Source organism: Jeotgalicoccus aerolatus, from assembly GCF_014635205.1.
GTDB lineage: Bacteria > Bacillota > Bacilli > Staphylococcales > Salinicoccaceae > Jeotgalicoccus > Jeotgalicoccus aerolatus.
Window position 1 is genome coordinate 166,739 of the sequence record NZ_BMCN01000001.1, and the last position, 13,397, is coordinate 180,135.

10 protein-coding genes are annotated in these 13,397 nt (G+C 39.4%); 8 read left to right on the plus strand and 2 right to left on the minus strand.

Annotation, left to right across the window (positions count from 1 at the left end; genetic code table 11):
* The first annotated feature begins 88 nt into the window (after positions 1 to 88).
* From pruA to IEU81_RS00975, 4 genes are all read left to right on the plus strand, one after another.
* On the plus strand, positions 89 to 1,630 hold the full coding sequence (gene pruA, locus IEU81_RS00960; RefSeq protein ID WP_186089871.1) for an L-glutamate gamma-semialdehyde dehydrogenase: 1,542 nt from the start codon (positions 89 to 91) through the stop codon (positions 1,628 to 1,630).
* Between the two features lie 159 nt (positions 1,631 to 1,789).
* Positions 1,790 to 3,085, plus strand: a complete 1,296-nt coding sequence (locus IEU81_RS00965) for a thermonuclease family protein (RefSeq protein ID WP_186090765.1) — start codon at positions 1,790 to 1,792, stop codon at positions 3,083 to 3,085.
* Between the two features lie 167 nt (positions 3,086 to 3,252).
* Entirely contained in the window at positions 3,253 to 3,453 is a 201-nt protein-coding gene (locus tag IEU81_RS00970) for a cold-shock protein (RefSeq protein ID WP_092598426.1), read from the plus strand.
* A 147-nt stretch (positions 3,454 to 3,600) separates the two neighbouring features.
* On the plus strand, positions 3,601 to 6,405 hold the full coding sequence (locus tag IEU81_RS00975) for an AAA family ATPase (protein WP_186089873.1): 2,805 nt from the start codon (positions 3,601 to 3,603) through the stop codon (positions 6,403 to 6,405).
* A gap of 58 nt (positions 6,406 to 6,463) precedes the next feature.
* Here IEU81_RS00975 and rpsD read toward each other — a convergent pair whose 3' ends face one another.
* Positions 6,464 to 7,066 carry a 30S ribosomal protein S4 gene (gene rpsD / locus IEU81_RS00980; protein ID WP_092600043.1) on the minus strand — a complete coding sequence of 201 codons (603 nt, stop codon included), beginning with the start codon at positions 7,064 to 7,066 and terminating at the stop codon, positions 6,464 to 6,466.
* A 219-nt stretch (positions 7,067 to 7,285) separates the two neighbouring features.
* The gene (msrC, locus tag IEU81_RS00985; RefSeq protein ID WP_092600046.1) at positions 7,286 to 7,756 is read right to left on the minus strand and encodes a free L-methionine (R)-S-oxide reductase MsrC; all 471 of its coding nucleotides are present in this window, start codon (positions 7,754 to 7,756) and stop codon (positions 7,286 to 7,288) included.
* Positions 7,757 to 7,869: 113 nt separating this feature from the next.
* Between msrC and IEU81_RS00990 the strand changes: the two genes are divergently transcribed.
* The 4 genes from IEU81_RS00990 to IEU81_RS01005 all read left to right on the plus strand — a co-directional run bounded on the left by IEU81_RS00990 (position 7,870) and on the right by IEU81_RS01005 (position 13,396).
* Positions 7,870 to 9,564, plus strand: a complete 1,695-nt coding sequence (locus IEU81_RS00990; RefSeq protein ID WP_092600049.1) for a septation ring formation regulator EzrA — start codon at positions 7,870 to 7,872, stop codon at positions 9,562 to 9,564.
* Between the two features lie 57 nt (positions 9,565 to 9,621).
* Entirely contained in the window at positions 9,622 to 10,749 is a 1,128-nt protein-coding gene (locus IEU81_RS00995; protein WP_186089874.1) for a cysteine desulfurase family protein, read from the plus strand.
* Positions 10,746 to 11,948 carry a tRNA uracil 4-sulfurtransferase ThiI gene (gene thiI, locus IEU81_RS01000; protein WP_186089876.1) on the plus strand — a complete coding sequence of 401 codons (1,203 nt, stop codon included), beginning with the start codon at positions 10,746 to 10,748 and terminating at the stop codon, positions 11,946 to 11,948. The genes IEU81_RS00995 and thiI overlap by 4 nt, the downstream gene beginning before the upstream one ends.
* 122 nt (positions 11,949 to 12,070) lie before the next feature.
* Positions 12,071 to 13,396, plus strand: coding sequence for a replication-associated recombination protein A (locus IEU81_RS01005; protein WP_186089878.1), 1,326 nt, complete (start codon positions 12,071 to 12,073; stop codon positions 13,394 to 13,396).
* Position 13,397: the final 1 nt, after the last annotated feature.

The window sequence follows — 13,397 nt, forward strand, 5'->3', positions numbered from 1 at the left end:
GACTATTTAGTAAATAATGTTATCTTAAAAATGCGGAAAAAATTTAATAAGTTTTATTTATATACCAAAACAAAGGAGAATTTATTTTATGATACCGTACAAACATGAACCATTTACAGATTTCTCATTAGATGAGAATCGCAAGGAATTGAAAAAGGGGTTTGAAACAATTAAAGAAGACTTTGGATCGGATTATCCGTTAATCATTAACGGTGAACGCATCCTGACTGATAAAAAACTGGATTCATACAATCCGGCTGTAAAATCAGAAGTAATCGGCCGTATGTCTCAGGCTGGAGAAAAAGAAGCACTGCAGGCTATGGACGCTGCAAAAGAAACATATAAAGAATGGAGAAAATCATCATTCCAATTCCGTTCTGATGTATTATTCAAAGCAGCTTCAATCGTGCGTAAAAGAAAATTTGAATTTACAGCTTTACTTGTAAAAGAAGCAGGTAAGCCATGGAAAGAAGCAGATGCAGATACTGCAGAAGCAATTGACTTCCTGGAATACTATGCGAGACAAAATTTAGAATTAAAAGATGGACGTAAAGTAGAATCACGTCCAGGAGAATTTAATAGATTTGACTATATTCCTCTGGGTGTAGGACTCGTAATTTCACCGTGGAACTTTGCATTTGCAATTATGGCGGGGACGACAGCAGCTGCACTGGTAACAGGTAATACAGTGCTGTTAAAACCATCTTCTAAAGCATCAGTAATTGCTTACAAATTTATCGAAGTATTAGAAGAAGCAGGACTGCCTCAAGGTGTTGTTAACTTTATCCCGGGTTCAAGCCGTGAAATTGGTGACCTGTTAGTAGAACACAAAGATACTGCCTTCGTATCATTCACAGGTTCAAGAGATGTGGGTGTCAGCATTTACGAAAAAGCAGCAGTTGTACGTGAAGGACAAGTTAACCTGAAACGTGTTATTGCTGAAATGGGCGGTAAAGATACAATTGTTGTAGACAGCAGTGCAGATCTTGACCTCGCAGCAGATGCGATCGTTAAATCAGCATTCGCATTCAGCGGACAGAAATGTTCTGCATGTTCACGTGTCATCGCTCTGTCAGACGTTCACGATGAATTAGTAGAAAAAGTAGTTGAAAGAACGAATAAATTAACAATCGGCAATCCTGAGGAAGATAATTACATGGGACCGGTTATTGATGAATCTTCAGTTGAAAAAATCCAGAAATATATTGAAATTGGTAAAGAAGAAGGCGAACTTAAAGCGGGCGGTAAAATTGATAATGAAACTGGCCATTTTGTTCACCCGACAGTATTCGCAGGTCTGAAACACGATGACCGTCTAATGCAGGAAGAAATCTTCGGACCTGTTGTCGGCTTTGCAAAAGCAGACAACTTCACTGAAGCAATCGAGTTTGCAAACGATACTGATTATGGTCTGACTGGTGCTGTAATTACTAAAAACAGAGCACACATTGAAGAAGCACGACGCGACTTCATGGTCGGCAACCTTTACTTTAACCGTGACTGCACAGGTGCAATTGTGGGTTATCATCCATTTGGCGGCTTCAAAATGTCAGGAACTGACTCAAAAGCCGGCGGACCGGATTACCTTCAATTACACATGCAAGGTAAAACAACTTCAGAAATGCTGTAAGCAGTTAGTTATAAGAGACCGCTCTAATCAGAGCGGTCTCTTTTTATGAAAAATCATAATGATTGCTATCTTGGTCAAAACTTCCAGTAATTGTTTATTCACAGATACTTTTTATCAAGTATAATGTATAGATATGATTATTAATGGAGTGCAGAAAAGATGAGTATTTTATTCGGATTATTAATTTTTGTTGCAACGATATCTACAGCAGTTCTATATGGCTTGGCCATGCAGGGACACTGGAGCGGTAAAGTAGATAATAGAGCACTGTGGAAACCGGTTTTTGTACTGTTAGGCGTATCAGGTATTTTAATGCTGAACCGGGCGCTGGTTGTCGAAGGCGCATCGATTAATGAAGCCTTCCTGATTCTATGGGTCATGGTGTCGATTGGAATGTTTATATCGATGGCATCGAGCCGTTTTTATAAACTGAAATATAAGGAAAAAGGGAAATTCAAGAAGATTTCCCGCAATGCTTTTATTATCGGTTTTGTTATGTTTCTCTTATTCGCTGTAACATTACCCGGCAGCAATGTAGAAGAAAATGCTGCAGCGACGGAATCTGAGACTGTAGAAAAGGCAGAAACACTTGCTGACAATAATGAAAAAAGAGAAGGTCAGCAAGCAGCTGAAGCTGAAAAATCAGCAAAAGAAAAAGCTGAACAGCAGGAAGAAATTGCTCAGAAGAAAGCTGCTGAAAAAGCTGAAAGAGCGCAAAAAGCTCAGGCTGAACAAGAGGCGAAACAAAAAGCTAAACAGGAAGCAGAAGAAAAAGCTGAACAGGAGAGGGCTAAAGAAGAAGCGGCTTCTATAACAGCAGGACTGACTGCAGTGACACTTTACCGTGTCGTCGATGGTGATACGGTGCATGTGATGGACAGCGATAATAATACGCTGAAACTGCGTCTCCTATTAATTGATACACCGGAGACGGTGCATCCTAATAAACCAGTAGAAGCATTCGGTCCCGAGGCATCTGCGCGGATGACCGAACTGCTCAGCAGTGCAGAAGAATTACATATTGAATACGATCAGGGTGATCAAACAGATCATTACGGCAGGCATTTAGTGTATCTATATGCAGATGGGGTCAATGTCCATGAAATTATGCTGGAAGAAGGACTGGCAAGAGTCGGTTATATTTACGAACAGCAGCGTTATTTAAACGATTTCAGAACAAGTGAACAGTATGCTAAAGATAAGCAGCTCGGAATCTGGTCGCTTCCGAATTACGTCAATACAGACGGAGAAGGGTTTAACAGTGAGGAAGAAGCTGTTGATGAAGCACCGGCACCGGAAGGTTCTTCAGAAGTTCAGCCGGACTCAGGGACAACTGAATATTTCTCAAACTGTAAAGAATTAAATGCTGTATATCCTGACGGCGTCGCCGGTAATCATTCGGCATATCAGCCGAAGATGGACAGAGATAAAGATAATTGGGCATGTGAAAGCTAGTAAAAATTCTAATTAGAGGTTGGCTAATTGGTCAGACCATGGTATATTAAGAGTGTAGTTTTTAAAGTAAAAGTTTAAATAGTTTCTGTTCATTATTTGAAAAAAAACTCTTTTAAATATTTAAAACTGCAAAAATAACACGTGCTTAGCACAAGGAGGTTTTTTCAATGAATGAAGGAACTGTAAAATGGTTTAACGGAGAAAAAGGTTTTGGTTTCATCGAGCAAGAAGCAGGAGACGACGTGTTCGTACACTTCTCAGCAATCCAAGCTGAAGGATATAAAACATTAGAAGAAGGTCAAAAAGTTACTTTCGAAATCGAAGAAGGCCAACGCGGACCACAAGCTGTCAACGTTGTAGCTGTCTAATAAATATTTTCATTTTTAAAGAGACACCTTAGGGTGTCTCTTTTTTTATGTTTTCATATTTTAGATTATATGATTATTTTTCGTACAAAGAAAAGTTTAGTATAATAAATATCATTAATAGTAATCTGTAAATCGGAGGTCCTCTCTATGGGAAAAGATATATTTGTAGGCAATAATAAAGGTGAAATCATATTTCAGGATATTTTTAAAACCATTAGAAATAACGATCGCATCATTTTATCGGAAACTGAACCTTTTCATACATTAATCGACGGTTTAACTGTGCCCAAATCGGGCTTTTTGGAAATTACCGGCGGTGATAATCAGAATGTGAAAATCAGTGCAGGTATGTCGGTTTACGGTGAATTGACTTTGAGAAATCTGACGCTGGATTTTTCCTTAACTGACGAACGTGCCGGAGAAAGGATATACGTCGAAGGGGGCAAGCTGAATCTATATAATGTTACTATCGTTGGCAGCAATCGTTCAGGCAGTCCGGTGATGATTAACGACGGCATACTTGAAGCGAATGACGCTTATATAGTTAAAAAAGCTGGGAAAAGTTATGCTGTTGAGCTGAAGAATAAAAGCAAAGGGATTATACACAGATCTAAAATAGACGGTTATGTCATAACGAATTCTGAAATCTTTTTGGATAACACTAAAGTAAGACATGGTGCTTTTATTAAAGAACAGTCAACGATGGTATCAGATAAGGTCAACTATAATTTTTATCACGCTTCGGATCCGCGGAACCTGTATGTTACAGACAGTAAAATAGTGATTAATCAAGGTGATATTACCGGCGATAAAATAGATAACCCGCTGAGACTCTTTAATTCAAAATTAGAAATGAGAAATAGTAAAATCGTAAATTTAAGAACGAATGGTTTTGGTCTTGAATTAAACAGCAGTACAGCCACGATAGAAAATAGTGAAATACGAGGGATATTCTCCAAAGACTCAAAAGTGAATACTGCAGGAAGATTAACACTTCACAGTTTTTTTGAACTGTATGAGAATAGCGTGATTAAAGCTGAAGAATTGAATATTATTATCGCACAGCCGAATTTTGCAATGCAGCTTAAAGAAAATTCTTCAGCAGAGGTTCAAGTACTGACTTCACCATATTCACCGTTAATCAAAGTAGACAATTCAAGTTTAAATATCGAAACGAGCAAAACCGCCGCTGAGTTAATTACAGCTGAAGTGAGCGGGAATTATACCGTTGAAGGGGATAATATTAATGTAAAGGAGCTGAACGTGCAGACCTTTGAAAATAAACAGTTACATGATCAAAATCAAGACAGCAAACCGGAACTTGAAAAAGGGGAAGCTTTAAAGAAACTGTTTAATTTAACTGGTTTAAATGAAGTTAAATCATCTGTTAAGAAATTTATTAATTTAGCGCGGGTGAATCAGACAAAAAAAGAAAATGGTCTGCCAGTCAGGCAGTCTTCTTTACACTCAGTATATTTAGGCAATCCGGGTACAGGTAAAACAACGGTAGCGAGACTGGTCGGCCAGGTGCTCTATGAAGAAGGTGTGCTGAAAAACAGCAATTTTGTTGAAGTATCCAGACAAGATCTAGTTTCAGGCTATCTTGGAAAAACGACAGAGCAGACATTAGAAAAATTAAAAGCTGCTCATGGCGGTGTATTTTTCCTCGATGAAGCGTATACTTTAAACGCTGAAGGCGGGACGACGAACTACGGTCAGGAAGCGCTCGATACAATATTAAAATATATGGAAGATAACAGGGATGAAATCATGGTCATCTTTGCCGGTTATACGAAAGAAATGTACGATTTCTTTACTATGAATCAGGGACTGAAATCGAGAATTCCGCATTATTTTGATTTTGAAGACTATTCAGCAGAAGAACTAGCTGAAATCGGCATTAAAGAACTGGAACATGAACATTTCCAATTTGATCATCAAAAGTATAGTAAGGAACTAAAGAAAATGTACAGGCGTTCATCAGACAACAGCAATGCCAGGTTCGTGCGTAATTTTAATGAAAAGCTTATATTGGAACAATCCAATAGAGTAGCTGAATCCACTGCAGACTCAGAAGACTTTTTAAAAATTACGGATGAGGATTGGACGAACATGCTCGGTGCAGATGAAAATAGCGACGGCGGATTGAAGGCGCTGTATACTGAGTTAAATCAATTAACAGGACTGGATAATGTGAAGTCCTTTATCAGCGGTTTAATTAAAGAAGCCCAGGCTAATAAAATGTTTGAAGAACGCGGTATGGAAATCGGCAATTCATCTTACCATATGATGTTTACAGGGCCGCCGGGTACAGGTAAAACGACTATTGCCAGACTGATTGCTAAATTCTTTAAACAGCTGGATATTATTCCGGAAGATAAAGTAATCGAAGTCGATCGAAGTGATCTTGTCGGATCTTATATTGGTCACACTGAGAAGAATACAAAAAATGTTATAGAACGAGCGATGGGCGGGGTGCTGTTTATAGATGAAGCCTATCAGCTGTCGATGGAAAACAGTCCAAATGATTTCGGTAAGCAGGCGATAGAAACTTTAATTACTGAACTTGAAAATAAGAGAGATAAATTCATTGTTATTTTTGCCGGCTATACAGAAGATATGCTCCGTTTTATGCATTCAAATGAAGGTCTGAAATCACGTGTGCCGTATACGATTGAATTTCCGGCCTATACTGCAGAAAATGTAGCAGATATCGTATTCAATATGCTGCAGGGCCAATGGAGATTCAATGAAGATTTCTTAAGAATGACTGTAATCAGTGAATACGACCAGCTGGAAGATAGTGAAAAATCAAATGGACGCTGGGCGAGAAATTTTACTCAAAAACTGCTTATGCGCCATAAAAGCTACATCGTGAATGAAGATGTTGAACCTGACAACTTTGATTTTATAACAGACAAAGTGATATTCAGTCTTGGGGAAAACGAATAAAATATTACAAAAAAACACCGAAACCATAAAATATGATTTCGGTGTTTTTAAATTCAGCTTATCTTGAGTAGTACTCAACGATTAACTGTTCGTTAATGTCGGCATTTAACTCACTGCGTTCAGGCAGTCTGTCGAAAGTAACTTCTAAGCTGTCTTTGTTGAAAGTCAGGTATTCAGGAGTGAAGTTGCTTAATTCAACAGCTTCAGCAATGATATCGAGTTTTTGTGATTTTTCACGAACTCCGATAACTTGTCCTGGTTTAACCATGAATGAAGGGATGTCTACACGTTTGCCATCCACAGTGATGTGACCGTGGTTAACTAATTGACGTGCTTGACGCTGAGTGCGTGCAAGTCCTGAAGCACGAACGACTGCATCTAAACGAGTCGCAAGCAGGATCATGAAGTTCTCACCGTGAACACCTTTCATTTTACCTGAACGGTCAAATAAAGTACGGAATTGACGTTCGTTGATACCGTACATGTAACGGAGTTTTTGTTTCTCCTGCAGTTGCATACCGTATTCTGATAATTTAATTCTTTGTGTCGGACCGTGCTGACCTGGTGGGTACGGACGGCGTTCTAATTCTTTGCCTGTGCCTGTTAGGGAAATTCCTAAACGACGTGATTTTTTCCAGATTGAACCTGTAAAACGAGCCATATTAGCTCCTCCTTATGTTTTATAGTATATGCAAAAAACATCATAAGGGGTATAATCTCCTGTCAGGGTATACGCTCTAAAGTGCCTTCACCTCATAGCATTGGTTACGCAGCACACCAACCGCGGGGACCGCATACTTACTCACAATGACTATCCGCTACTTATACTGTTCATTTACACAATAATATATTCTACATCTTCCTAGTCTGTTTGTCAACGTTAAATATAGTCGATTAAAGTCTCAACAAATGCTTTTAAGCCGCTTCTGTCTTCTTCTGTAAAGCGTTCTAAAATTGGGGCGTCGATATCGAGTACACCGATACCTTTGCCGTCTTTGTAGAGCGGCAATACAATTTCAGATTTACTGTTCGCATCGCAGGCGATGTGACCCGGAAACTCATTCACGTCATCGACGATAAAAATATCATTGCCGCGGAATGCTGTACCGCAAACGCCTTTGCCGTTTTCTATACGGACACATGCAGGCAATCCCTGGAAAGGTCCGAGGACTAATTCGTTTGAACTTTCATCATATAAATAGAAGCCGACCCAGTTTATATCTTTCAGAAAATAATTAAGCAGGCTCGAAGCGTTAGACAGGTTGGCAATTCTGTCAGTTTCGTCTTCGATTAAGCTTTTCAGCATCTTATTTAATGTATCGTAATCTTTTATTTCTATATTAGTAAACATTTTATGCCCCCATGCGCTTCTTTATAGTGTGATTTTAAAGAATTATACATTTATATGTTTTAGAACACAACGTTTTGAGCTATAATTGAGTGTATATCTAGGAGGTTAAGTGTATGTGGGTGTATATATTAATCGCGATTATCATTTTGGTCATCGTGACAGCAGCTGTACTGCTGTACTTAAGATCTGTAAAGACACAAATGATCGAAACGCAATACAGCAGACTGCATGAAGTCAATCAGCTTCCATTTAAATTGGATTTAGTAAAATTAAAAAATTACAACCTGCATGGTGAAGCAAAAACGCTTTACAACAACTGGCAGGATGAATGGAACCAAACATTAAATACTCATAGTACACATGCAACAAATGCACTTGAACAGTCGAAAGTAAACGTAGAAAAATTCAGATTTGCAAAAAGTACAAATGATAATGAACTCGCTGGCGAGAATATAAATATCATTAAAAATAAGTACGATGAATTGACTGAAGAAGTAGCAAAGTTCATGGAATCTGTTGAGCAGGGGAAAACCGAAAATATTGAAAGCGAACGTTTGTATCGTGAAGCAAAGCGTGATGTGCTTGCGAACGGCCATAAGTTCGGAGATGCTAAAAAGCCGCTTGAAGAAGTGATTAAAGCATATGAACCTGAAATGGCTAAGTACGAAAAAATGGTAAATGACGGGGATTATCTCCGTGCCAATGAATTTATTTTTAATACGCACAATGAGCTGCTTAACTTAAAAGACAATATGGAAGAAATTCCGCTCTTGATTAAAGAAGTGCAAAAGGAACTGCCACAGCAGTTCCAGGAGCTGCGATACGGCTGCAGAGACTTGCGTGCTAAGGGTTACGACCTGGATCATATTAAAGTGGAAAACAGATTGTCTACATTAAAGAGCAACTTGAACCGTGTAGAACCGCTTGTTGCTAAACTTGAATTAGAAGAAGCAGACTCTATTTTAGAAAATATTCATGATGAACTGGATGATATGTATGCACTGGTTGAACATGAAGTGACTGCTAAGAATAAGTTCGACGGTGAAAAAGATGTTATTACTGACGAACTGTTTAATGCTAAAGCATTGAACTATACGCTGCGTACCGAAATCGATTATATTCAGGAACAGTATCATATCGATGAGTCGGATGTTCAAAAAGTCATGAATTATGAAAATGAAATTGAAAATCTGATTACGATTTACAGTGATATGATTGATGAAACTGAGAAAAATACGACACGCTACAGTGCGATTGTCGATAACATCGACTATTTAAAAAACAATGCACATACCATTCACGAAGAACAAAACAGTATCCAGGAGCACCTGGTTAATCTGCGTGAAGATGATGCAGAAGCGCGTGAAAACATTAATTATGTTAATGACCGCAAGGAAAAAGTATACCGCGAACTGATGTCATCCAACTTAGTGACGCTGCCTGAGCAGTTTATCGTTATGAAGCATGAAATTGAAATGAATATCAGAGAAATTGATAACTACTTCAGCCGCCGTCCGCTAAACGTCGAGTACGTTAAAGCCAAAGTGAACGATACTGTTTTAATGATGAATAAATTCGAACAGGAAGCATACGCCGTAATGAGAGATTCACAGCTGACTGAGCTGATGATTCAGTACGGCAACAGATTCCGCAGTACGGATCCGGATTTAAACAATCAGTTAAATGAAGCTGAGCGTCTGTTTAAAGAAAACCGTTATAAACGTGCACTTGATGTTGCAAAAGATGCAGTCGAAAGTGCAGAACCGGGCAGTGCAGGGAAAATTGAAAAACAATTTGATACAAATTAACAAAATGACTTAGGATATGTCATATCCTAAGTCATTTTATGTGAGAGGTGATCGACGATGATATATTTTGATAATGCAGCGACAACGGCGCCCTTTAAAGAAGCGCTGCAGACATATATGATGACAAGCGAAAGATATTTTTATAATACTGCAAGTATTCACCAGAGCGGTAAAGATGCTGCGAGATTATTAGAAGCAGCACGCGGTCAAATACTCGATTTAATGGATTTAAAAAATTATGATCTTGTATTTACATCCAGTGCAACTGAAAGTAATAATATCGCGCTGCAGAGTATGCTGAGAAGAAAGAAGCCGTTCGGGAAAACAATTTTAACGAGTGAACTTGAGCATCCGAGTATCGTAAATGTACTCGAAGAGATGAAGCAGGACGGTTTTACTGTGAAATATATAAAAACAACAGAGAGCGGGACAGTTGACCTCAGCCATTTAAGAACATTGATGGACAGCGATGTTGTTTTTGTAACGGTTATGGCTGTGAATAATATTATTGGCAGTGTGCAGCCGATTCAGGATATTATACTTATTTTACAAGACTATCCAAAAGTGCATTTTCACGTCGATGCCACCCAGGCCATTGGTAAAGCAGATATCGATTACAATGGTGCAGATACAATGAGTATATCCGCCCATAAGTTTAATGGTGTCAAAGGTGCCGGCGGACTATTCGTCAGAGATCTCGCGACTCTAAAACCGGTCCAATACGGCGGCGGACATGAGTACAATGTCAGAAGCGGCACTGTGAATTTACCGGCGATTGCGGCCATGGCGAAAGCACTGCGTCTGACGCTGTCAGAAGCGCGTCTTGTGAATCAGCGGCTGAAGGATTATAATTTAAAAATTAGAGCAGCAGTTAAGGATTTAAAAGCAGTGTATGTTCAGCCTAAAGATGCACCGTATATAGTGAATGTGTCATTTATCGGCGCTAAAGGTGAAGTTGTTGTGAATGCTTTGTCTAAGAGAGGCATTGCGGTATCTACGACAAGTGCCTGCGCATCGAAACTTGCGACTTTAAACGAAACGCTGCTGGCTTTACACAACAGTGATGAAGTGATCGAAGGCAGCATCCGTATTTCAATGGGACGGACAACATCTGAAGAAGATGTCGAACAGCTGATTACTGCCTTAAAAGAGGTTTATGAAGAATTAGGAGATGTACTAAAATGAAGTTTGATCATATATTAATACGCTACGGTGAACTGACGCTGAAAACGAAAAACAGAATGATGTTCGTCCGTGCTTTGAGAGACAGAATGAACAAGGCGCTGAAATCATTTGATGTAGAAATTAAAGCAAACAGAGACCGGGCATACATCGTTATTAACGATGAAGACCCGCATGAAATAATAGATAAATTAATGCACATCAGCGGTATTTTAAGCATGTCACCAGTCGTTAAGCTGGCTAAAACGGATGATGCGATGAAAGAAACTGCTTTGAAATTTGCTAATGAAATAGAAGCCGGCAAAACTTTTAAAATCGAAGTGAAACGTGCAGATAAGCAGTATCATTTAGACACTTACGGTGTGCAGCAGCTGCTCGGTGATCACGTGTTTGATCACACATCTCACTTAACGGTAAACGTTAAACAGCCGGACTATAAAATACTTGCTGAAATTCGACCAGATGCCATATATATGTATTATGAAACGATTCAGGGACTCGGCGGACTGCCGCTCGGCACGGGAGGTAAAGCACTATTAATGCTGTCAGGCGGCATCGATTCACCGGTTGCCGGTATCGATATTATGCGCCGCGGTGTAGAAATTGAAGCAGTTCATTTCCATTCACCGCCGTATACGAGCCCGGAAGCGACGAACAAAGTGAAAGCGCTGGTAGACATAATGAGCGAAAGAACCGGTTTTGATATTAAACTGCATATCGTTCCGTTTACCGAACTCCAGACAACTCTGTACGATAAAATCCCGGATAATCTGTCGATGACATCGACGCGCCGAATTATGCTCCGTATAGCAGAAATATTAACTGAAAAAATTGGCGGGGAAGCAGTTGTTAACGGTGAAAACCTCGGTCAGGTCGCTTCACAGACTTTAACCAGCATGTATGCAATCAATGAAGTGACATCATTGCCTGTACTGCGGCCGCTGCTGACGCTTGAAAAGAATGAAATCGTTAAAATGGCCAGAAACATGGGGACATATGAAACGTCGATTCTGCCATTTGAAGACTGCTGTACGATATTTAAACCGAAAGCGCCAAAAACAAAACCGTCGCTCGAATCAGTCAAGAAATTTGAAAGTGCAGTAGACTTCCAGCCGATGATTGACAAAGCAATAGACAATATCGAAGTCTATGTACCGTCTCATAAAGAAAAAAAAGAAGATGAATTCAGCGATTTGCTGTAATACCGAATCAGTAATCATCCGCGCGGGAAATCGTGCGGATTTTTTTGTATGATTTATCGATTAAAGTCATTTTGATGTATAGTGGACTTAAATAAAATCTGAAATATAAGGAGCGGAACAGTATGTCACAAGGATCGTTATTTGATCAGGAAATGGATATGACTGCGCCTTTAGCCAGCAGAGTCAGACCGGAAAGTTTAGAGGATTTTGCCGGACAGAAACATTTAATCGGTCACGGTAAAGTGCTTAGAGAAATGATTGAGCAGGATAAAATCTCTTCAATGATATTTTGGGGACCGCCCGGTGTCGGGAAGACAACTTTAGCAGAGATTATTGCCAAAACGACAAAGTCTGAATTTATTACTTTCAGTGCGGTCATGAACGGCATTAAAGAAATCAGGAAAATTATGAATGAAGCAGAGGACAATCGACAGCTCGGTGAACAGACCATCGTTTTTGTCGATGAGATTCACCGTTTTAACAAAGCCCAGCAGGATGCTTTTTTACCTTACGTTGAAAAAGGCAGCATTATTTTAATCGGCGCCACGACAGAAAATCCGTCTTTTGAAGTCAACTCAGCACTGTTATCGAGAACTCGGGTATTTATTTTGGAGCAGCTGTCTGAAGACGACATTACTGAACTGCTAAAAAATGTGCTGAAATCAGACCGGGCATTTCCAGAAACAGAAGTAGCTATCGATGATGACTTATTGAGGCAGATTACTTTATATTCAAACGGTGATGCCAGAACTGCACTGAACACTTTAGAAATGCTCGTGATCAATAATGAAGCAGTGGACGGCAAAGTGACGATATCAGAAGATCTGCTGAATACTTTATTAGATAAAAAAACGCCGTATTACGATAAAAACGGCGAAGAGCACTACAATATTATATCTGCCCTGCATAAATCGATGCGTAACAGCGATGTGGATTCAGCAATTTACTGGCTGAACAGAATGCTTGAAGGCGGGGAGGATCCGATTTACATTGCCAGACGTTTACTCAGATTCGCGAGCGAAGATATCGGCCTTGCTGATAATAATGCCTTGAACCTTGCAGTTAATACATTTCAGGCATGCCGTTACATCGGTATGCCTGAGTGTGATGTTCATCTGACACAGTGTGTAATATATATGTCCATATCTCCAAAATCAAACTCGTCTTATAAAGCAATTTTAAATGTTAAAAAAGACATTAAAGAAACGATTGCTGAACCCGTGCCGCTTCAATTAAGAAATGCACCGACGAAGTTAATGAAGGCGGCGGGCTACGGCAAGGGCTACAAATTAGCCCATTCATATGATGATAAGCTGACTGCCATGTCGACACGTCCCGATAATATTTCATCCCACATTTATTACAAACCGACTGAAGAAGGCAATGAGGCTAAATTAAAGCACAGACTCGAATATATTAATGAATGGAAAGCTTCCCGTAAAGATTAAA

Coding starts and splice junctions, on each gene's coding strand:
- pruA (WP_186089871.1), top strand. CDS start 89: ATGATACCGTACAAACATGAACCATTTACAGATTTCTCATTAGATGAG.
- IEU81_RS00965 (WP_186090765.1), top strand. CDS start 1,790: ATGAGTATTTTATTCGGATTATTAATTTTTGTTGCAACGATATCTACA.
- IEU81_RS00970 (WP_092598426.1), top strand. CDS start 3,253: ATGAATGAAGGAACTGTAAAATGGTTTAACGGAGAAAAAGGTTTTGGT.
- IEU81_RS00975 (WP_186089873.1), top strand. CDS start 3,601: ATGGGAAAAGATATATTTGTAGGCAATAATAAAGGTGAAATCATATTT.
- rpsD (WP_092600043.1), bottom strand. CDS start 7,066: ATGGCTCGTTTTACAGGTTCAATCTGGAAAAAATCACGTCGTTTAGGA.
- msrC (WP_092600046.1), bottom strand. CDS start 7,756: ATGTTTACTAATATAGAAATAAAAGATTACGATACATTAAATAAGATG.
- IEU81_RS00990 (WP_092600049.1), top strand. CDS start 7,870: ATGTGGGTGTATATATTAATCGCGATTATCATTTTGGTCATCGTGACA.
- IEU81_RS00995 (WP_186089874.1), top strand. CDS start 9,622: ATGATATATTTTGATAATGCAGCGACAACGGCGCCCTTTAAAGAAGCG.
- thiI (WP_186089876.1), top strand. CDS start 10,746: ATGAAGTTTGATCATATATTAATACGCTACGGTGAACTGACGCTGAAA.
- IEU81_RS01005 (WP_186089878.1), top strand. CDS start 12,071: ATGTCACAAGGATCGTTATTTGATCAGGAAATGGATATGACTGCGCCT.